Here is a 20,294-nt window from a genome sequence, read left to right as displayed (position 1 = left end):
GGCTCAGCCGTACATGCGGCGCATCGCGAAGTCGACCATCTGCTCGACCGCCTTCGCGTCGAAGACCATGCGGTGCTCGCCCTCCATGTCGAGCACGAAGCCGTACCCCGTCGGCAGCAGGTCGATGACCTCCGCGCCGGTGATGACGAAGTACTTGGACTCCTTGCCCGCGTAGTGCCGCAGCTCCTTCAGCGACGTGAACATCGGGATCACCGGCTGCTGCGTGTTGTGCAGCGCCAGGAAGCCGGGGTTGTCGCCGCGCGGGCAGTACACCTTCGACGTCGAGAAGATCTGCTGGAAGTCCTCCGCCGACATCGAGCCCGTCGTGAAGGCGCGCACGGCGTCCGCGAGCGACGGCGGTGACGGCTCCGGGTACAGCGGTGCCTGCTGGCCGTACGCCCCGGGGCCGCCGGGCTGCTGGGGCGGGGGCTGCGGCGGGGCGTATCCCTGCTGCGCGCCCGAGCTCTGGTCGTAGCCGTACATGGAGTTGAGCGTACTGCGTGCGGCGCGCCCAGGGGTGCGGAGCCGGGGACTCCAGGGGTGCGGAGCCGGGGACTTTCGGGTCACGAACCGGCGGACTCGTGCAGCTCGAACCAGATCGACTTGCCCTCGCCGCGCGGCGTCACGCCCCAGGAGTCCGCGAGCAGCTCCATGAGCACCAACCCCCGCCCGGAGGAGGCGAGTTCGCCGGGGTGGCGCTTGTGCGGGAGCTCGTCGCTGCTGTCCGCCACCTCGACGCGCAGCCGCCGCTCGCCCACCTCGCCCTGCGCCTCGACGAGCAGCAGGGCGTCGCCGTCGGTGTGCACCAGGACGTTGGTGATCATCTCGGAGACCATCAGGACCGCCGAGTCGACCTGCTCCGGCTCCGCCCAGTCGTGCAGCAGCTCGCGCAACTGCTGCCGGGCGCCCGCGATCCGTTCCGGCTCGGCCTGCTTCACCGTCAGGAGCGAGCGGCGAAGCCGCGGCATCGCCGTGCCCGTACCGGCCGCGTCGCCCGCGCCCGCCGCGGCGCGGGACAGCAGGACCACCGCTATGTCGTCCTCGCGGCGGTCGGCGAGCGGGCCCGTCGAGTGGTGCGAGCTCGGGCCGTGCACCGCCTGCACCAGCTCGTCGGCGAGCTGCTCCAGGCCGTCCCCGCCGTACCGCTCCAGGACCTTGCGCAGCCGGCCCCAGCCGGTGTCGAGGTCGTGGCCGCCGGTCTCGATCAGGCCGTCGGTGCACAGCATCATCGTCTCGCCGGGTTCGAGGACGACGCGGGTCGTCGGGTAGTCCGCGTCCGGGTCGATGCCCAGCGGAAGCCCGCCCTCCGTCGGCCGTACGACGACGGTGCCGTCGCCGGTCCGCACCACCGGGTCGGGGTGCCCGGCCCGGGCGATCTCGAGCACCCCGGTCGTCGGGTCGGCCTCGACGTACAGGCAGGTCGCGAAGCGCGCGTCGGCGGGGCCCGGGCCGGACTCGGGGCCGGAGCCGGACTCGGGGCCCGCGGTGGACGAGCCGTACGTGTGCGAGTCGGTGATGCCGGTGAGGAAGCGGGAGGCGCGGGCGAGCACCGCGTCCGGCCGGTGCCCTTCGGCGGCGTACGCCCGCAGCGCGATCCGCAGCTGGCCCATCAGGCCGGCCGCGCGCACGTCGTGCCCCTGGACGTCGCCGATGACCAGGGCGATCCGGCGGCCGCCGGGCAGCGGGATCATGTCGTACCAGTCGCCGCCGACCTGGAGTCCGCCGCCCGTCGGCACGTACCGGGCGGCGAGGTCGAGGCCCGGTATGGCCGGGCCGAGGGTGGGGAGCATCGCGCGCTGCAGGCCGTCCGTCAGCTCCCGCTCCGACTCGGCGATCCCCGCCCGGGACAGCGCCTGGGCCAGCATCCGGGCCACGGTCGTGAGGACCGAGCGCTCGTCCGGCGTGAACTGCACCGGGTAGCGGAACGCGGCCATCCAGGCGCCGATGGTCCGGCCCGCGACGGTCAGCGGCAGGAACGCCCACGACTCCCGGCCGAAGCGGGCGGCGAGCGGCCAGGTCGTCGGGTAGCGGCCGCGGTACTCGTCGGGCGTGGAGAGGTAGACCGGGCGGCCGTGCCGGACCACGTCGGCGGCCGGGTAGTCGGTGGCCAGCGTGATGTCCGTGAACGGGCTCTCGGCGCCGGGCTGCTGCCCGTGGTGCCCGATGATCGTCAGCTGGTCCCCGCGTACGCCGAAGACCGCCAGGCCGTCCGGCTCGAAGCCCGGCATCGACAGGCCCGCCGCGACCCGCAGCACCTCCGCCGTCGACCTGGCCTCGGCGAGCGCCCGGCCCGCGTCGAGCAGGAACGCCTCGCGGGAGCGCCGCCACTCCCCGGTCACCGGCGTACGGGCCGCGCTGCCCGGCGGCGTCTCGCTGACCTCCTGGAGGGTGCCGACCAGCTCGTACCGGTCGCCGTGCACCACCGGCTTGGAGCGGCTGCGGATGGTGCGGACGACCTGGCCCTGCTCGTCCATGATCCGCAGGCGGGCCTCGGCGACGGTGCCCTCGGCGACGGCCAGGTTCACGATGCCGTCGATCTCGTTCCAGTCCACCGGGTGGAAGCGGGAGCGCACGCCCGCCTCGGTCAGCGTCACCGGCTGTGCGGGCAGCCCGATCAGGCGGGCCGCCTCCGCGTCGAGCGAGACAAGCCCCGCCGCGTTGTCCCAGCGCCAGAACCCGGTCCCGATCAGCGCGAGGATGTCGCCCGCCGGTGGCAGGGCCGCTCCGCCCGTGTCCTGGGAGCCAGTGCGCATTGCCCCACTTTAAGAAGAGTGTGCAGCTGCTCGCCACCGAGCCGGAGCCCTGGGGCCGGGCGGTAACCTGGTTCGCGTTGATTCCCGCCTGTCTCGCGACGAACGACGCGAAGAATTGGAAGAGAAATGCACCGGTACAGGTCACACAACTGCGGCGAGCTCCGCGCCACCGACGTCGGCAGCGACGTCCGGCTGAGCGGTTGGCTGCACAATCGCCGCGACCTGGGCGGCATCCTCTTCATCGACCTCCGCGACCACTACGGCCTGGTCCAGCTGGTCGCCCGCCCCGACACCCCCGGCTTCGAGGCGCTCGACAAGCTCTCCAAGGAGACCGTCGTCCGCATCGACGGCAAGGTGATCTCGCGCGGCGCGGAGAACGTCAACCCCGAGCTCGCCACCGGTGAGATCGAGGTCGAGGTCGGCGAGGTCGAGGTGCTCGGCGCCGCCCAGCAGCTGCCGTTCCAGATCAACCAGGACGACGGCGTGGGCGAGGAGCGCCGCCTGGAGTACCGCTTCCTGGACCTGCGCCGCGAGCGCATGCACAAGAACATCATGCTGCGCACGGCGGTCATCTCCGCCATCCGGCACAAGATGACGGCCCTCGGCTTCAACGAGATGGCGACGCCGATCCTCACGGCCACCTCCCCGGAGGGCGCCCGCGACTTCGTCGTCCCGTCCCGCCTGAACCCCGGCAAGTTCTACGCGCTGCCGCAGGCCCCGCAGCAGTTCAAGCAGCTCCTGATGATCTCCGGCTTCGACCGGTACTTCCAGATCGCGCCCTGCTTCCGCGACGAGGACGCCCGCGCCGACCGCTCGCCCGGCGAGTTCTACCAGCTCGACGTCGAGATGAGCTTCGTCGAGCAGGAGGACGTCTTCCAGCCGATCGAGAAGCTCATGACCGAGCTCTTCGAGGAGTTCGGCGGCGGCCGCCACGTCACGTCGCCGTTCCCGCGCATCCCGTTCCGCGAGTCGATGCTCAAGTACGGCAACGACAAGCCGGACCTGCGCGCCCAGCTCGAACTGGTCGACATCACCGACATCTTCGCCGACTCCGGCTTCAAGGCGTTCGCCGGCAAGCACGTCCGTGCCCTGCCGGTCCCGGACACCGCCGGCCAGTCCCGCAAGTTCTTCGACGGCCTCGGTGAGTACGCCGTCGAGCAGGGCGCCAAGGGCCTGGCCTGGGTCCGCGTCGGCGAGGACGGCTCGCTGACCGGCCCGATCGCCAAGTTCCTCACGGAGACGGACGTCGAGGAGCTCACCAAGCGCCTCTCCCTCGCCCCGGGCCACGCGGTGTTCTTCGGCGCCGGCGAGTTCGACGAGGTCTCGAAGATCATGGGCGCGGTCCGCGTCGAGGCCGCCAAGCGCGCCGGCCACTTCGAGGAGAACGTCTTCCGGTTCTGCTGGATCGTGGACTTCCCGATGTACGAGAAGGACGAGGACACCGGGAAGATCGACTTCTCCCACAACCCCTTCACGATGCCCCAGGGCGGCATGAAGGACCTGGAGGAGAAGGACCCGCTCGACATCCTCGGCTGGCAGTACGACATCGTCTGCAACGGCATCGAGCTGTCCTCCGGCGCGATCCGGAACCACGAGCCGGACATCATGCTGAAGGCCTTCGAGATCGCCGGTTACGACCGGGAGACCGTCGAGGCCGAGTTCGCGGGCATGCTCCGCGCGTTCCGCTTCGGCGCCCCGCCGCACGGTGGCATCGCCCCCGGCGTGGACCGCATCGTCATGCTCCTCGCGGACGAGCCGAACATCCGCGAGACGATCGCGTTCCCGCTGAACCAGAACGCGCAGGACCTGATGATGGGGGCGCCGACGGAGCTGGAGGAGGCTCGGCTCAAGGAGCTGAACATTGCGCTGCGCAAGCCGGCTGCTCAGTAGGTAGGCCTGCCGCCTGGGCACGCGAAAGGACCCGGAACCTTCTGGTTCCGGGTCCTTCTGTTTGTCGTTCGGGTGCGGGTGCGTCGTGGTTGCTCGCGCAGTTCCCCGCGCCCCTAAAAGATGCGGAGTTCCCCGCGCTCCCAAGATTGCGCAGTTCCCCGCGCCCCCAGAAACGTCACTCGCCGCCGAAGCGGTCCTTGTACGTCTCCAGGTCCTCGTCCGTCAGCTTGGCGAAGAGGACCGGCGGGACCGTGAACGGGGTGCCGGCGGGCAGGAAGGTGAGGGCGCGGGCCTCGTCGGCCGTGACCCAGGTCTTCGTGTCGTCGGCCAGCTCGAACGCACCGCGCATCGCGGCCGCCGAGGACGGGATGAACGGCTCGGAGACCACCGCGTACAGGTGGATGAGGTTCATCGCCGTACGCAGCGTCAGGGCCGCGGCCTCCGGGTCCTGCTTGATCTCCAGCCAGGGGGCCTTCTCCTCCAGGTAGGAGTTGCCCGCCGACCACAGGGCGCGCAGCGCGGCGGCGGCCTTGCGGAACTGGAGGGCCTCCATCTGGGACTCGTACTCGGCGAGCAGGCCCGCGATCTCCTCGCCCAGCTTCGCCTCGGCCGCACCCGCGGCGGCGCCCGCCGGGACCTCCTCGCCGAAGCGCTTCTTGGAGAAGGACAGGACGCGGTTGACGAAGTTGCCGAGGGTGTCGGCCAGGTCCTTGTTGACCGTCGCCGTGAAGTGCTCCCACGTGAACGACGAGTCGTCCGACTCCGGGGCGTTGGCGATCAGGAAGTACCGCCAGTAGTCCGCCGGGAGGATCTCCAGGGCCTGGTCGGTGAAGACGCCGCGCTTCTGCGACGTGGAGAACTTTCCGCCGTAGTACGTCAGCCAGTTGAACGCCTTGACGTAGTCGACCTTCTTCCACGGCTCGCGGACGCCCAGCTCGGTCGCCGGGAACATCACCGTGTGGAACGGGACGTTGTCCTTCGCCATGAACTCGGTGTAGCGGACCGTGTCGTCCGCCTCGTACCACCACGACTTCCAGTCGCGGTTCTCCGGGTCCTGGTCGGCCCACTCCTTCGTCGCGCCGATGTACTCGATCGGGGCGTCGAACCAGACGTAGAACACCTTGCCCTCGGCGGCCAGTTCGGGCCAGGTGTCGGCGGGGACCGGGACGCCCCAGTCGAGGTCGCGGGTGATCGCGCGGTCGTGCAGGCCCTCGTTCAGCCACTTGCGGGCGATGGACGCGGCCAGGTGCGGCCACTCGTCCTCGTGCGCCGCGACCCACTGCTCGACCTCGTGCTGCAGCTTCGACTGCAGCAGGAACAGGTGCTTCGTCTCGCGGACTTCGAGGTCCGTCGAGCCGGAGATGGCGCTGCGCGGGTCGATCAGGTCCGTCGGGTCCAGGACGCGGGTGCAGTTCTCGCACTGGTCGCCGCGCGCCTTGTCGTACCCGCAGTGCGGGCAGGTGCCCTCCACGTAGCGGTCCGGCAGGAAGCGGCCGTCCGCGGGGGAGTACACCTGGCGGATGGCGCGCTCCTCGATGAAGCCGTTCTCGTTCAGCTTCCGCGCGAAGTGCTGGGTGATCTCGACGTTCTGCTCGCTGGAGCTGCGGCCGAAGAAGTCGAAGGCGAGCGCGAAGCCGTCGTAGACCGCCTTCTGCGCGTCGTGCGCCTGCGCGCAGAAGTCCGCCACGGGCAGGCCCTGCTCCTTCGCCGCCAGTTCGGCGGGGGTGCCGTGCTCGTCCGTCGCGCAGATGTACAGGACGTCGTGGCCGCGCTGGCGGAGGTACCGGGAGTACACGTCCGCCGGGAGCATGGACCCCACCATGTTGCCCAGGTGCTTGATCCCGTTGATGTACGGAAGGGCGCTGGTGATGAGGTGTCGAGCCATCGCGGGCTGCTCCCAAGTCGCTACGAAAAGTGACGGTTGATGTCTGCGGGACCGTCTACGGAACCTTGAAATCGTAGCCGACACGCGACAGCCGCCCGCCCCGAGTTTCCGGGGCGGGCGGCTGGTCCAGCATGTGAAACGGTCAGGGGCGCTCGGTGGGTTCCCAGCTCGCGAGCAGGCCCTTGTACAGCTCGGCGTCCGTCAGCTCCTTCGGGACCGGGCCCGCGTGGAAGAACGCGGCGTTCGCGACGGACTCGTCCGCGTCCAGCTTGCGGAGGAAGTCGAAGGCCTTCGCCTCGTGCTCGCCGAACGCGACGAACTGGAAGAAGAGGTGCGCCGGGGCGTCGGTGAGTGCCTTCGTCGCGGCGGTCTTCACCTCCGGTGCGCCGTCCGTCTGGAAGACCACCAGGGCGGGGGCCTCGGGGTCCGCGGACTCCTGGTGCAGCTTGACGATCTCGTCGACGGCCACGTGGTAGTTCGTACGGCCCATCCGGCCGGCCTCGGCGTGCAGCTCGTCGACCTTGCCCTCGAACGCGTCGAGCGTGAGGCTGCCGGTGCCGTCGATCTCCGTCGAGAAGAAGACGACGCGGACGGTGGCCTGCTCGTCCAGGTGCGCGGCGAGGGCCAGGGTCTGCTCGCCGAGGTTCTGCGCGGAGCCGTCCTTGTAGTACGGGCGCATGGAGCCGGAGCGGTCGAGTACGAGGTAGACGGAGGCTCGCGCCCCCGTCAGGCCCCGCTTCTTCAGCGCGGCCCCGGCGGCCTTGTGCGCTGCGGCGAGCGCGGGGGCCTTGGACTTCAGGCGGGCGGGGGCGGTGGCGGGCTTCGCCTGCGGCGTGGTCTGTACGGGGGCGGGGTCGACGTCGGCGTCGGCGTCAGCGTCAGCGTCGGCGTCGGCCGCTACGGGCTCCGGGGCGAGGTCGGCCTGCGGCTCGGGGGCGGGGGCGGGGGCAGCCTTCGGCTGGGGTTCGTTTTCGGCCGTCGGCTCGGGGGTGGGCACCCGGTCTTCGACCGGGTCGTCGCTCCCACCCGCAGCCACCCGTGCGGATACGTCGTCGGCTGCCGGGTCCTCCAGTGGGGCCCTTTCGCCGTCGGCGACTGCGGGTGCGATTTCGGGCTCGGACCCGCTCTGCGGCTCGGGCTTCGCCTCAGCCTCCGGCTCGGGCTTCGCCTCAGCCTCCGGCTTCGCCTCGACCTCAGCCTCCGGCTTCGCCTCGACCTCGGGCTCCGGCTTCGCCTCGACCTCGGGCTCCGGCTTCGCTTCGGCCTCCGCCTCCGGCTTCGGCTTCGCCTCGGCTTCGGGCTGCGGCTCGGGCTTTGCCTCGGGCTCGACCTCCGGCTCCGCCTCAACCTCCGGCTTCCCCGCCTTCGGGGGTGCGCTCAGTGAAGGGTTGTCGAAGGCCGCCGACACCAGGTCGTCCACCGGCTCCGGCTTCGCCTTCGGGGCGGGCGTGGGCTCGGGCTCGGGCTCCCGGGAAGGTTCCGGGATCTTCACCGCCGCCGGCTCAGACACCTGCGCCTCGTCCTCCGCCGGAGGCAACGCCTCTCGGGACCGCCGTCCGAACGCATTCCGCAACCGTTCCAGAATGCCCATGTGCGCAACCCTTCGCGTGAGTTGATTCCGTAACCCCTGGCCAGGGCGGACACGTAAGGTTAGCCGCCGCTCGGAGCGATCTTCGTGAGGGTCTCGCTCAACGGAACAGCGGCCACAACTGCCCTCCGTGTACCCCGGGTTCACTCACCGTTCACCCAGAGGCCGCCGCTGTGCCCGTCTACGCGCCTAACGTCGCGGCCGAAAACATTCCGACACCATGTCGGCGCGGGGTGCGCCGCAATATGGAGGGTCCAACGTGCGCAAACTGCTGCCGCTCATCACGAACAAGAAGGCCGGTTCGCACCCCGGCGGCCGCTCGGCTCTCACCTGCCGCTTCCGCTGCGGTGACGCCTGCTTCCACGAGACGCCGAACACCAGCGACAACGAGTACGTCGGCGACGTCATCTCCGGTGCCGTCAGCCGCCGTTCCATAGTCCGCGCCGCCGCCGTCGTCACCGCGGTGACCGCCGCCGGCACCGGCGTCGTGCTCTCGCAGCAGAACAACGCCGTCGCCACGCCGCCGGCCGGCAAGGGCGCCGGTACGCGGTCCGCGCGCGGTCTGCGCTTCGGCGCCGTCGCCCCGAACACCGCGGACAAGGTCACCGTCCCCGCGGGCTACCAGCAGAACATCGTCATCCGCTGGGGTGACCCGATCCTGCGCGGCGCCCCGGAGTTCGACCCGGACAACCAGACGGCGAAGGCGCAGGCCGGCCAGTTCGGCTACAACAACGACTTCCTGTCGCTGCTCCCGCTGGAGTCGGAGCGCGGCCGCCAGGTGCTCGTGTCCAACCACGAGTACACGGACGAGGTCCTGATGTTCAAGGACTACGACCCGGAGAACCCCACCCGCGAGCAGGTCGAGATCGCCTGGGCCGCGCACGGTCTCGGCGTCGTCGTGGTGGAGGGCGAGGGCCGTACGGGCAAGCTCACCGCGGTCCCGCGGCACCGCCTCAACCGCCGTGTCACCGCGACCACCGAGTTCCGTGTGCAGGGCCCGGCCGCCGGTTCGGACCTCCTGAAGACGTCCGCCGACCCGACCGGCACGAAGGTGCTCGGCACCCTCAACAACTGCTCGGGCGGTACGACGCCGTGGGGCACGACCCTGCACGGCGAGGAGAACGTCGACCAGTACTTCGCCAACGGCACCCGCGCCACCGACAAGCGCTACGGCCTCAAGCCCGGTGCGACCGAGCGCAAGTGGGAGCGGTTCGACAAGCGCTTCGACGTCGCCAAGGAGCCGAACGAGGTCCACCGCTTCGGCTACGTCGTCGAACTCGACCCGTACAACCCGGAGTCGACGCCGGTGAAGCACACCGCGATCGGCCGCTTCAAGCACGAGGGCGCCTCCATCGCGCTGACCGCCGACGGCCGCCCGGTCGCGTACAGCGGTGACGACTCGAAGTTCGAGTACTTCTACAAGTTCGTCAGCAGCAAGCGGATGCGCCGCGGCACCACCCGCGCGGACCGCGAGTACAACATGACGCTGCTCGACGAGGGCACGCTGTACGTCGCCAAGGTCAGCGGCGACTCGCCGGCCGCCGAGATCGACGGCAGCGGAAAGCACCCCTCGGACGGCCAGTTCGACGGCAGCGGCACGTGGATCCCGCTGGCCACGGCCACCGCGGACGGCGCGGAGTCGCACGTCGAGGGCATGACCGCGGAGGAGGTCTTCGTCTTCACGCGCCTCGCCGCCGACAAGGCCGGCGCGACGAAGATGGACCGCCCCGAGGACATCGAGCCCTCGCCGCGCACCGGCAAGGTCTACCTGGCGCTCACCAACAACTCCGAGCGTGGCCTGGACGGCAAGGCCCCGGCCGACGAGGCCAACCCGCGCAAGGCCAACAAGCACGGCTCGATCCTGGAGCTGACGGAGAAGGGCAACGACCCGGCGGCCACCAAGTTCGGCTGGCTGCTGTTCCTCGTCGCCGGTGACCCGAACGACCCGGCCACGTACTTCGGCGGCTTCCCGAAGGACCAGGTCTCGCCGATCTCCTGCCCGGACAACGTCGCCTTCGACCCGCACGGCAACCTGTGGATCTCCACCGACGGCAACGAACTCGGCTCGCACGACGGCCTGTTCGGCACCGCGACGGTCGGTGAGTTCCGCGGCCAGCTGAAGCAGTTCCTGACGATGCCGGTCGGCGCCGAGACCTGCGGCCCGATCGTGCAGGACCGCCGGGTGCTCGTCTCCGTGCAGCACCCGGGCGAGGTCGACGGCGCGTCCGTGGAGGAGCCCGCGTCGACCTGGCCCGACGGCCCGGGCACGCTGGTCCGCCCGTCCGTGGTCGCGGTCTGGCGCGAGGACGGCTCGGACATCGGCGTCTGACCCCCCAGGGGTACGTGAGGATGGGGCACCCGGTCGTCGCCGGGTGCCCCATCGGCCTTTTCCGGTACGGGAGTTGAGGTGCGAGGTCGGCCGGTTCAGCCGTCCTCGCGGCCGCGGCGCAGCATCGCGAAGCTCAGGCCCGCGGCGCCGGCCGCCGCCATGCCGCCGCCCGCGGCGAGCAGCGGCGCACTGCTCCCGCCGTCCCCCGGCACCTCCGCCCCGGCCGGCGCGATCCGGTCGTGCGCGGCCTTCGCGGCGACCGCGCCCGCCTTGCCGCCCTCGGTCCACGCCTTCATCCGGCCGTCCGGGCCGAGCACGAAGTGGGCGCCGTTGTGCTGCCCGTACGCGGCCCGGTCGCCGCGCTGCCGCAGCGTGTCCCACTTGGTGTACGCGCCGGAGGCCGGGTCCTTGCCCCACATCTCGGCGTCGTACCCCGACCGCACCTTGAAGACCTTCGCGTCGAACCCGGAACCGCCGAGGTTCTTGTACGTACGCACGTGGGCCCGCTTGCCGTTCCGGTTCCGGTCGCCGCCGTCGCGCTTGCCGGTCTTGGTGATCCGGCCGTCGGAGGTCAGAGTGAACGTGCAGCCGTGTATCCGGGTGGTCGCGCTGCGCTGCTGGGCGGTCAGGGAGCCCTTGGCCTTCCCGTACAGGAAGATCCGCGCCTTGGCGCTGCGGGCGGAGGCGTTGACGTCGACCTCGGCGACCCACCCGTTGCCGAGGGCGACAGTCCCCTTGCTCACCCAACCGCCCACCGCGGGGCTTCCGTTGTCGGGGGCGGGCTGCTGGTCCTCCTGGTCCTGAGGTGTGGCCTGGTCCTCCTGGTCCTGGTCGTCAGGCGTGACCTGGTCCTGGTTCTGCGTCTGCGGGGTCGGCTCCGTGGCGGCGAAGGCCGTCGCGGTCGGCATCGCGGCGATGCCCGCGATCAGGCCGGTGGCGATCACGGCGGTGCGGAGGGTGCGGCGGGGGGTGGCGCGCATGGCGGGCTCTCTCTCGTAGCTGGGGGAGTCGCGAGCGGCGACGTCAACGAAGCTACGGACGCCGTGTTGGGGCCATGCATAAGGAATGTAACGAAAGGCACGAAGCTGGGGCGCTTCTGTGTAAATGCGTGAAAGGTGAAGGAAAGGGGCGGGGAAGAGGGCCGAAGGTCCCTGGAAGGAACGGTCAGGCGGCCCTTCCGCTTCCGCCCGGCGCGCGCCGCAGCCACGCCCGGTACTCCGCCGACTCCCAGGCCGCCTCCCAGTACGCCGCCTCCAGGTCCTCGTACGCCCGGTCCAGGTCCTCCTCCGTACGGCCGGCGAGCAGCAGGCGTACGCAGAGCGGGTCGCCCTCCAGCGGGCGGATCACCACGCCGGGGCGGCCCAGCGACGTGGGCTGGTAGATCGTGACGACGTCGCCGGTCACGACGAGGGTGGCCGCCGTGACGTAGTCGCCGTGCAGGACGCGGGGCGTGATGCCCGCCGACCGCAGCATCCGCAGCAGCCCCGTGCGCTCGCCGTCCACCGTCGGGTCGACCATCCACTGCTCGTCGGCCAGGTCGGCGAGCGGCACCGTCTCCTTCGCCGCCGCCGGGTGGTCCGCGGCCATGCCGACGAACTGCGGCTCACGCTCGACCAGGACGCGGTGTGCGAGGCCCGGCGGCGGCCGCAGCGGCGAGCCCTCCACCTCGTGCACGAACGCCACGTCCAGCTGCCCCTCGGCGACCAGGCGGAGCAGCGCGTCCGCGGACATGTCGGTCTGGATGGACGGTCTGCCCTGCGGGTGCCGGGCGCGCAGCCGGCGCAGCCAGCCCGGGATGGCGCGGCTCGGGGTGGAGCCGATGCGCAGATCCGGCCCGTCGCCCGCCTTCGCGGCCACCGCGCGGGCCTCCGTGACCAGCTCCCGCATCTCCGCGACCAGCGGGCGGGCGCGGCTGAGCAGCACCTGGCCGAGCGGGGTCGGACGGCAGCCGGTGCGCTCGCGGGCGAACAGGCGGCCCCCGATAGAGTCCTCGATCCGACGGAGCTGAGTCGTCAACGAGGGCTGACTCATGCCGAGTTGGCGGGCAGCCTTGTGCAGGCTGCCGGTGTCGGCGATGGCGCACACGGCGCGGAGGTGTCTCACCTCAAGCTCCATGCGGTGAGCGTATGGCCGCCACTGTGATCACACCAGACTCTCAAATCGCCACAGATGGTCTGGAGTTGGCCAGGTGTGACGTACCTGATAGCTCCGCGTTATCGCCGACTGCCATCATCCCGCGGACCCCGGACTCCACCCACACTCACGGGTGACCGCTCGCCCCCCACGAGTAGGAGCCCCCCATGCGACTGTCCAAGTCGGCGCTCTCGGCCGCCCTGGGCCTCGGTCTCGCCACGGCCGCCCTCGGCGTGGCCCCCGCGTCCGCCGTGACCGACGTACCCTCGGCGCCGTCGTCCGTACCCTCGTACCTCGCGTACGAGAAGTCCGGTGAGAACGCGGCCGCCAACAGGGCCTTCTTCGACGCCGTCTGGAAGGAGGTCGCCGAGAAGCGCGCGGCCAATCCGGGCGCGAAGTCGGTGACCGTCACCTACGACGCGTCCCAGGCGCCGACGTTCAAGGCGCAGATCGACAAGAGCACCCAGATCTGGAACAGCTCCGTCCAGAACGTCCAGCTGCAGGAGGGCTCCGGCGGCGACTTCGAGTACCGCGAGGGCAACGACCCGCGGGGCTCGTACGCCTCCACGGACGGCCACGGGCGCGGCTACATATTCCTCGACTACAAGCAGAACCAGGAGTACGACTCCACCCGCGTCACCGCCCACGAGACCGGCCACGTGCTCGGCCTGCCGGACCACTACGAGGGCCCGTGCAGCGAGCTGATGTCCGGCGGCGGCCCGGGCCCGTCCTGCACCAACGCGCAGCCGGACGCCAACGAGCGGGCGCGCGTCGACCAGCTCTGGCAGAACGGCCTGGCGAAGGGATTCGCCAAGATCCGCTGACCTCCGTACCTCCGTCGCTCGCTGATCCGGGCGACGAGTTGTGCCCGCCGGCACGCAGCACACCGGCGGGACACCGACCGGCCGCCCCACACCCCTGCGGCCGGATCACATCAGGACCGGTCGGGCCACAGCGACTGGACGGGCTGCTTCCCCCAATGCCCGCCCAGGCCACCCCCCACATGGGCCCGGCCGGTCCTGTGCTCCACGCAACTGCCGTGCAGGCAGGGGCCGTTGAGCGCACCGAGACCTCGTAGGACCCGCTCGGCCGTGCCGGTGGACACACCGATGACCAGCTTCCGGCACGGCCCGCGTACCCGAACGGACTGCTCCCCCAGTCCGTGCGGCTCAGCCGGAGGGCAGGCGCAGCGCCGTGCGTGCGCCGCCCTCCGGCCCATGGGTGAACTCCACACCCACCCCCAGCACCTGGGCCTGACCAAGTGCGATGGTCAGGCCCAGGCCATGCCCCTTCCCGCGCCCCGGATCACCGGTACGGAAGCGCTGCGGGCCGTGCGCGATCAGCTCCGCCGGATAGCCATCGCCGTGGTCGAGCACCTCGATCACCGGGCCGTCGACCGTCACCACCACGGGCGGGCGGCCGTGCCGGTGGGCGTTGGTGATCAGGTTGGCGATGATCCGGTCGAGGCGGCGCCGGTCCGTCTCCACCTCCACGTCCCGGACGACCCGCACCTCGGCCTCAAGTCCCGTCGCCCGGACCGCGCGCTCCACCAGAGGGCCGAGGGCGCAGGGCGCGAGCTCCGGGTGTTCGGCGCCCGCGTCCAGCCGGGAGATCTCCAGCAGGTCCTCGGTCAGTGAACGCAGCGCCTGCAGCCGGTCGTTGATCATCTCCTTCGGCCGGCCCTCGGGCAGCAGACCGGCCGCCGCGATCATGCCGGTCAGCGGAGTGCGCAGCTCGTGCGCCACGTCCGCCGTGAACCGCTTCTCGGTCTCCAGGCGGGACTGCAGCGAGGCCGCCATCGAGTCCAGCGCCCCGGCGACGTCCCGCACCTCGTCCCGCCCGCGCCACCCGAGCCGGCCGAGTCCCCGGCGCCGCCCCTCCGGCCGCCCCCGACCGGACGGCATCCCGACGCGCGCGTCCAGGTCGCCGTCCGAGATCCGCCGCGCCACCTGCGCCGTACTGCTCAGCCTGCGGCTGATCCCGGTGGCCAGGAAGATCCCGGCGAGCGTGACGAGCCCGGCGGCCAGGAACGCCGAGCCGAGGATCGCGGTGTCGATCGCCGCGAGCCGGTCCCGGGTGTCCCCGTACGGCGACCAGACCGCCAGCGGCCTGCCGTCCGCGGGCGCCGCCGCCCACATCACGGGCTGCCCGCGCCGCTCGCCGACCATGCTGCCCCACTCCCCCCGCCCCACCGACTCCCGCAGCGGGCCCGGGAGTTCCGGCGGGTCGAGCACGACCTTGTCGCCCCTGGTGGAGGTGCCGTACTCGTACGCGGCGAGGGCCCCGTCGAGCTCCTGGTGCACCTTGCCGCGGACCTCGCCGACGGTCTGCCGGGCCACGACGTTGTGCACGAGCACCCCGAGCACCGCGGCGACCACGCAGGACACGGCCGTCACGGTGAGGGCGATCTGCCAGCGCAGGCTCATGGCACCGCCCGCGGGCAGGGCTCGTGCCCGGTGCCCGTGCCGGTCCGCGGCGCCCGGCACTCGTCGAGCGACAGATCGTCGAGCGCCATGGCCCGCTTCCCGTCCCACACGTAGTCGGAGACGCTCACGTACGCCGGGTTGCTCGTGGGTTCCCGTACGGCGAGGTGGCCGGCGGCGACCTCCACGCCCTCCAGGACGGCCCGCCGCGCGAGGACCCGGGTGACGCGCTGCCCGGCCACCGTGTAGACCCGCAGCTCGCTGGTCCGCCCGTCCACGTCCACGGCGACGATCAGCTCACCCTTGCCGTCGCCGGTCAGATCGTGCAGCACGGGCTCCCGCACCGGGCACGCCTCGCCCGCACAGTCCGCGAGCAGCCGGACCGCCCGCTGGTCGACCAGGCGTCCACTGCCCCCGTCCTGCCCGGCCGCGGCGGCCACGTCGGCCTTCACGACGGCGAGCGGGTCGGCGTCCCGCATGTCCCCCGACGGCACGGCCGCCACCCCGGGCACGACCGCGGGCCTCCCCGGATGCTGGCCGGGCGCGGCGGGCGCGGGCGTACGGTCCTGCCACAGCGAGAGCGGCGCGGTCACCTCGTCGAGCCGCCCCTGACTCCGCAGCCCCTCGACATCGGCACACCCGCCGACACCGAACACGACGCCTGCGCAGAGCGCCGCCACCCGAACACGACGACCAGCGGACAGAGGCATGCCCCCATGCTGTCCGCGAGGGGTCCCCCCGGCTTGGCGAGTGGTCTGGACGGGGCAACGGGCGGGTTCGTCCCCTGCCGAGAAGGTGCGTGCACATGCCAAACTGAGGGCTTTCGGCGTTCCCCGGTTTCGGCTTGCTCTGACGCAACGGAGTACCGCGTGCCTGACACCCCGGACACAGACGCTCCACGTTCCGACGACTTACCGCCGCCCGAGCCCGGCCGCCCGGCCTCCGGCACCGACGCTGCTCCGGCCGCGCGCGCTGCGGAGCCGGCTGCTCGTTCCGCGGACCCTGCCGCGCGCCCTGCGGCCACGCCGACGCCGGAGGTACAGCGGCCCGCGCCTGCGCCGGTTCCCGCGCCGCGGACCACGGACCCCGGCGCCGGCGGCGCCCGTACCGCCGACCGGACGGACGCCGACCGGACGGACGCCGACGACGGGGCGGACTCCGACGACGACGCCCCCACCCCCTCCGGCCGCGCCAAGACCGTTCTCGCCGCGGCGCTCGGAGTGGTGCTGAGCGCCCTGCTCGCCGCCTTCGTGACCCTGTACTTCGACGTGTGGGCCAGCAGCGGCTCCTCCGTGCCCGGCGGCAAGGGCATGCACGCCGAGGCGGAGGAGTGGTGGGACCTGACGCGGGACGTGCGGGCCGTGCGCGTGGCCGGTCCGGTGGACGTGGAGAAGCTGCAGCGCGACCACGGCGACGCCCTCGCGGTGCTGGACGGGCTGGTCGAGAGCGGCGGGACGCACGCCGGGAAGATGCGGATCAGGCTGACCCGCGGCCGTCGACGAGAACGCGGTCGCGGACGTGCGGCTGCGCGTGACGAAGGTGGAGCGCACCGACTCCGAGCCCGTCGGCTACGGCTGCTACCCCGACGACTGGGAGCTGCAGATCAACGCGAAACGGGAGAGCACCGAGGTCGACCTGCGGCCCGACGACCCCGAGGTGACCGTCCGCACCGCCGAGCCGCTGCAGCTGCACCGCGACCAGCCGGGCGTCCCGGCGACCGACGCACTGTTCTTCGGCGTCTTCGCGTCGGGCCCCACGGACCTCGCGTACCACTTCACCGTGGAGGTGACCGTCCGGGACGGCGCGGGCCGCCGCTTCCGCTACACGCTGGACGACGCCGGCCGCCCCTTCGTCCTCGCCGCCCGCCCGGACAACCGCGCACCGGAGGACGAGAAGCACGTGTACGAGGAGATAGGCCACCGAATCGGCTGACCGAGCGCCCCGTCAGGGGCGCGGGGAACTGCGCGAGTGGCCACGACGGCGCGGCTGTCGAGCGACGGCGGGGTGTGCCCCGATAAGGGGCGCGGGGAACTGCGCGAGCGGCCACGACGAAAGCCGCAGACGAAGGAACACCGCCGGAGGCTTTCGGGAAGGGGCGGGGTGGGGAACTAACCCCCCGGCGTAGCCACCGCTCGGGCCGCCGCGATCTCCCGCCGGAGCGGCGTCAACGTGCTGGGCGGGTCGTCGTCCAGCGGAGCGGGAGGTACATGCGGGGTCGAGGGGCGGCGGCCCTTGTCCTCTCTCAAGTCGTCCGCCAGTTGCTCCAGTTGGAGGGAGAGTTCCTTGGACTCGGCGGGCGCGGGCCGGGGCGCGCCGTGGCGGATGCGGACGCGGGCCGAGGTCGTCGCGTCCACGACCCGCTCGAGGGCGACGACCAGCGGCCAGAACGCGGCGGCCCGCGTGCCGAACGGCGGCGGTTCGGTGAGGGCGCGCTGGAACTCCGTACGGACGACGGACAGGTCGCGGTAGATGCGGCGGCGCATGCGGGCGCGGGCCGCGGGGTCGGGGACGCCGGGCGTCGCCGGGTCGAGGAACGCGCACTCGACGTACCGCGCGGTGTCGGCGACCGCGTCCGCGAGCCGGTCGCCGATCCGGGTGCCCCAGCTTTCCGGCCACAGCAGATAGCCGGCGACCAGGGCGATCGCGCAGCCCATCAGGGAGTCGTACAGCCGGGGCGCGAGCAGGGCCGCGCCCTGGTGGTTGAGGATGTCGGAGAGCAGCAGGATCACCGGGGTGATGGCCGCGGTCTGGTAGCCGTACCCGCGCGGCGTGAGCGCCGGGATCATCGGCGCGAGCAGCACCATCACCGGCACGTCCCACCAGCCGCGCGGCACCTGCGACAGCACCGCGGCCGCGAGCACCAGGCCCGCGGCCGTGCCGACGGCGCGCAGCACGGCCCGGGAGAACACCGAGCCGAAGTCCGGCTTCATCACGAACGTGATGGTCAGCGCCACCCAGTACGACCGTGGCACGTCGATCAGCGACACCAGGGACTGGGCGAGGCCGATGCACAGGGCGAGGCGCAGGCCGTAGCGCCAGGACGCGGCGGAGAGGAGGACGTTGCGGGCGGCGCGGCGGGCCCGGTCGCGGAGTGCGGCGGGCCGGCCGAGGCGGTCGTCGACGTTGCCCGGGTCGTGCTCGGCGAGTGCCTCCGCCGCGTACCGGATCGCCGCGTCCACGGCGTGCGCGGCCGGGCCCTGCGGGCCTTCGGGGAGCCGCAGGTCGACGGGCCGGGCGGAGCCGCGCTCCACCGCGTCCGCCAACGCCCGTACGGCGGCGGGCACTTCGGGCGGCAGCGGCCGGCCCCGCTCGTGCGCGGCGGGCGCCGCCTCCACGACCGGGATGAGCGCGTTGAGCTGCGCGAGCAGCCGTACGAGGTCCTGGTTGCGGCCGTGGTAGAGCGCCCGCCGGGCGAGGACCACGTCGTACGACTGGTTGAGCGCGTGCGTGACGTCCTGCCGGGCCGTCTCGTACGCCTCCGCGTCGATGCCCGCTTGTTCCAGGAGGTCGGCCACCGTGCGGTACGTCCCGGCGACCGTGGCCCGTTCCGGGACCCCGGACCGCAGCGGCCAGGCGAGCAGCGCCAGCGTGAGGACGAGCAGGCCGCCGCCGGAGATGAGCAGCGGCGCGAGCCACCACTCGCCGGGCATCGGAAGGCCCGCCCCGACCACGGAGTTGAGCAGGAGCAGCAGTCCGGACACGGACGCGACCGCGCCGATCGTCGAGATCATCCCGGAGACCAGCGCGATCACCGTGACGCAGGCGACCGCCACCCAGCCGTGCCCGTACACGAGCGTGCCGAGCGTGACGCCGAGCGCGCCGAACAACTGCGGCACGGCGATGTTGAGGACCCGCATCCGGTACGCGGTCGCCGTGTCGCCGATGACGCCGGACAGCGCGCCCATCGAGGCGAGCGCCCCGTACTCCGGGTGTCCGGCGAGCAGTCCGATCGCCAGCGGCAGCGCCATCGCGATCGCCGCGCGGGCGACAGCCGGCCACGGGACGGGCGCGGGCTGCGGCTTCAGCGTCCCGAGACTCCGGACCAGCCACTCGGGCGGGGCGAGACGACCAGCAGCGAACTCTCGGGGCATACGCCCATTATGTCCGTGCCGGTAGGGGGCCTCTTTGGGTGTGCGTGCGTGCTGCTCGGCGGTGTGCGGGCTGCTCGGTGGTGTGCGTGCTACTGGGCGGTGTGCCGTGCTGCTCGGTGGCCTGCGTGCTGCCAGGCGGTGTGCGTGCTACTGGGCGGCGTGCAGGGTCAGGTCGACGACCAGTGAGCGGTGGTCCGTGTGCGGCAGGTCGAGGAAGCGGGCGTCGCGCGCGCTGAACTCCCGGCTCACCAGGACGTGGTCGATCTGCGCGCCGAGCACGGGCGCCGTCGACGCCGGCCAGCTCGGGGTGCGCGCCCCGCCTGCCAGGCGGGTGCTGTCGCGCAGCCCGGCGTCGAGGATGCGGCGGAACGCGGCATGGTCCTGGCTCGCGTTGAAGTCCCCGGCGAGCACGGTCGGCGTGCCCGCCCCGGCCTGCGCCCAGCTCCGCAGTTCCGCGAGCTCGGACCGCCAGAGCCCGACCCCGCCCGGCAGCGGCGGCATCGGGTGCGCGAGCTGCAGCCGTACGTCCCGCCCCTCGACCTCGGCCACCGCGCCGGGCATGCCGAGCGTGCCGTCCACACCGGGTGTGCGCCGCAGCGGGTACCGGCTGAGGATCGCCGAACCCTCCGCCCCGGTCGCCTCGACCAGACTGCGGTACGGGTAGCGCTCGCCGAGCTGTTCCTTCAGCACCGCCGAGCAGCGCAGCTCGCACTCCTGGACGAAGACCAGGTCGGGCCGCTCGCGCCGCACCGTCGACAGCAACTCTTCGGTGACGCCGCCGAATTCGAGGTTCGACGTCAGCACCCGCAGCTGCGCCACCGCCCGGCCCTGCGGCGCCTCGGCCTCGCCGTACGGACGGAAGAACCAGCCGGTCAGGGCCAGAGCGACCACGCCCCAGACGAGCCCGGCCCGCCAGCGCGCGAGCGCGGCCAGGCCCGTGCCCACGGCGCCGGGCAGGAGCAGCCACGGCAGGAACGCCAGCAGCTGCGGCAGTGGCGTGACCCCGTCTACGTCGAGAGCCCGGCAGAGCAGGACGACGCTCACGCCGGCCAGGGCGACGCCGGCCGCCCAGCGGGTCAGCGGCCTGCCGCCTCTACGTGTCACGGCGCTCGCCCCCGTGGCCGTACCCGTACCCGTCCCCGTACCTGTGCCCGCGCCTGCCTGCGTACTCGTCACGCCCGAATTCTCCCTCTGCGGGCGTG

14 protein-coding genes are annotated in these 20,294 nt (G+C 72.3%); 4 read left to right on the top strand and 10 right to left on the bottom strand.

Translation table 11 applies throughout. From position 1 onward, the window contains the following. Window positions 1-3 precede the first annotated feature (3 nt). Window positions 4-483 (bottom strand): SseB family protein, encoded by a 480-nt coding sequence (locus ACIDOF_RS12030; protein WP_409005807.1) that lies wholly within the window; start codon window positions 481-483, stop codon window positions 4-6. An 80-nt stretch (window positions 484-563) separates the two neighbouring features. Next, the gene (locus ACIDOF_RS12025; RefSeq protein WP_409005806.1) at window positions 564-2,753 is read right to left on the bottom strand and encodes a SpoIIE family protein phosphatase; all 2,190 of its coding nucleotides are present in this window, start codon (window positions 2,751-2,753) and stop codon (window positions 564-566) included. 126 nt (window positions 2,754-2,879) lie between these two features. Between ACIDOF_RS12025 and aspS the strand changes: the two genes are divergently transcribed. Beyond that, complete coding sequence (gene aspS, locus ACIDOF_RS12020; RefSeq protein WP_409005805.1) at window positions 2,880-4,643, top strand: aspartate--tRNA ligase; 1,764 nt, start codon at window positions 2,880-2,882, stop codon at window positions 4,641-4,643. A gap of 175 nt (window positions 4,644-4,818) precedes the next feature. On the opposite strand, the gene metG is transcribed toward aspS, so the two are convergent. After that, entirely contained in the window at window positions 4,819-6,528 is a 1,710-nt protein-coding gene (metG, locus tag ACIDOF_RS12015; protein ID WP_409005804.1) for a methionine--tRNA ligase, read from the bottom strand. 142 nt (window positions 6,529-6,670) lie between these two features. Continuing rightward, window positions 6,671-8,038 carry a VWA domain-containing protein gene (locus ACIDOF_RS12010; protein ID WP_409005803.1) on the bottom strand — a complete coding sequence of 456 codons (1,368 nt, stop codon included), beginning with the start codon at window positions 8,036-8,038 and terminating at the stop codon, window positions 6,671-6,673. 337 nt (window positions 8,039-8,375) lie between these two features. Between ACIDOF_RS12010 and ACIDOF_RS12005 the strand changes: the two genes are divergently transcribed. After that, window positions 8,376-10,445: a PhoX family protein gene (locus tag ACIDOF_RS12005; RefSeq protein WP_409005802.1), complete on the top strand. Its 2,070-nt coding sequence runs from the start codon at window positions 8,376-8,378 to the stop codon at window positions 10,443-10,445. A gap of 95 nt (window positions 10,446-10,540) precedes the next feature. Here ACIDOF_RS12005 and ACIDOF_RS12000 read toward each other — a convergent pair whose 3' ends face one another. Continuing rightward, window positions 10,541-11,425, bottom strand: coding sequence for a hypothetical protein (locus ACIDOF_RS12000; RefSeq protein ID WP_409005801.1), 885 nt, complete (start codon window positions 11,423-11,425; stop codon window positions 10,541-10,543). 184 nt (window positions 11,426-11,609) lie between these two features. Continuing rightward, on the bottom strand, window positions 11,610-12,560 hold the full coding sequence (locus ACIDOF_RS11995) for a LysR substrate-binding domain-containing protein (RefSeq protein WP_409005800.1): 951 nt from the start codon (window positions 12,558-12,560) through the stop codon (window positions 11,610-11,612). Window positions 12,561-12,745: 185 nt separating this feature from the next. On the opposite strand from ACIDOF_RS11995, the gene snpA reads away from it, so the two are divergent. Further along, window positions 12,746-13,402, top strand: a complete 657-nt coding sequence (gene snpA, locus ACIDOF_RS11990) for a snapalysin (protein ID WP_409005799.1) — start codon at window positions 12,746-12,748, stop codon at window positions 13,400-13,402. A 345-nt stretch (window positions 13,403-13,747) separates the two neighbouring features. On the opposite strand, the gene ACIDOF_RS11985 is transcribed toward snpA, so the two are convergent. After that, window positions 13,748-15,004: a sensor histidine kinase gene (locus ACIDOF_RS11985; protein WP_409005798.1), complete on the bottom strand. Its 1,257-nt coding sequence runs from the start codon at window positions 15,002-15,004 to the stop codon at window positions 13,748-13,750. After that, window positions 15,001-15,711: a hypothetical protein gene (locus ACIDOF_RS11980; RefSeq protein WP_409005797.1), complete on the bottom strand. Its 711-nt coding sequence runs from the start codon at window positions 15,709-15,711 to the stop codon at window positions 15,001-15,003. Before ACIDOF_RS11980 ends, ACIDOF_RS11985 begins: the two co-directional genes overlap by 4 nt. 820 nt (window positions 15,712-16,531) lie before the next feature. Here ACIDOF_RS11980 and ACIDOF_RS11975 point away from each other — a divergent pair. After that, window positions 16,532-16,933, top strand: a complete 402-nt coding sequence (locus ACIDOF_RS11975) for a hypothetical protein (protein ID WP_409005796.1) — start codon at window positions 16,532-16,534, stop codon at window positions 16,931-16,933. Between the two features lie 176 nt (window positions 16,934-17,109). Here ACIDOF_RS11975 and ACIDOF_RS11970 read toward each other — a convergent pair whose 3' ends face one another. Both ACIDOF_RS11970 and ACIDOF_RS11965 read right to left on the bottom strand, forming a co-directional pair. Beyond that, the gene (locus ACIDOF_RS11970) at window positions 17,110-19,092 is read right to left on the bottom strand and encodes an FUSC family protein (RefSeq protein WP_409005795.1); all 1,983 of its coding nucleotides are present in this window, start codon (window positions 19,090-19,092) and stop codon (window positions 17,110-17,112) included. A gap of 147 nt (window positions 19,093-19,239) precedes the next feature. Then, the gene (locus ACIDOF_RS11965; protein ID WP_409005794.1) at window positions 19,240-20,268 is read right to left on the bottom strand and encodes an endonuclease/exonuclease/phosphatase family protein; all 1,029 of its coding nucleotides are present in this window, start codon (window positions 20,266-20,268) and stop codon (window positions 19,240-19,242) included. Between the last annotated feature and the right edge of the window lie 26 nt (window positions 20,269-20,294).

This window comes from Streptomyces sp. Da 82-17 (assembly GCF_046098215.1).
Lineage (GTDB): Bacteria > Actinomycetota > Actinomycetes > Streptomycetales > Streptomycetaceae > Streptomyces.
Note: the sequence above shows the minus strand (reverse complement) of the source record. Positions and strands in the feature narration are given on the sequence as shown.

Coding starts and splice junctions, on each gene's coding strand:
- metG (WP_409005804.1), bottom strand. CDS start 6,528: ATGGCTCGACACCTCATCACCAGCGCCCTTCCGTACATCAACGGGATC.
- aspS (WP_409005805.1), top strand. CDS start 2,880: ATGCACCGGTACAGGTCACACAACTGCGGCGAGCTCCGCGCCACCGAC.
- snpA (WP_409005799.1), top strand. CDS start 12,746: ATGCGACTGTCCAAGTCGGCGCTCTCGGCCGCCCTGGGCCTCGGTCTC.
- ACIDOF_RS12000 (WP_409005801.1), bottom strand. CDS start 11,425: ATGCGCGCCACCCCCCGCCGCACCCTCCGCACCGCCGTGATCGCCACC.
- ACIDOF_RS12030 (WP_409005807.1), bottom strand. CDS start 483: ATGTACGGCTACGACCAGAGCTCGGGCGCGCAGCAGGGATACGCCCCG.
- ACIDOF_RS11985 (WP_409005798.1), bottom strand. CDS start 15,004: ATGAGCCTGCGCTGGCAGATCGCCCTCACCGTGACGGCCGTGTCCTGC.
- ACIDOF_RS11970 (WP_409005795.1), bottom strand. CDS start 19,092: ATGCCCCGAGAGTTCGCTGCTGGTCGTCTCGCCCCGCCCGAGTGGCTG.
- ACIDOF_RS12025 (WP_409005806.1), bottom strand. CDS start 2,753: ATGCGCACTGGCTCCCAGGACACGGGCGGAGCGGCCCTGCCACCGGCG.
- ACIDOF_RS11980 (WP_409005797.1), bottom strand. CDS start 15,711: ATGCCTCTGTCCGCTGGTCGTCGTGTTCGGGTGGCGGCGCTCTGCGCA.
- ACIDOF_RS11995 (WP_409005800.1), bottom strand. CDS start 12,560: ATGGAGCTTGAGGTGAGACACCTCCGCGCCGTGTGCGCCATCGCCGAC.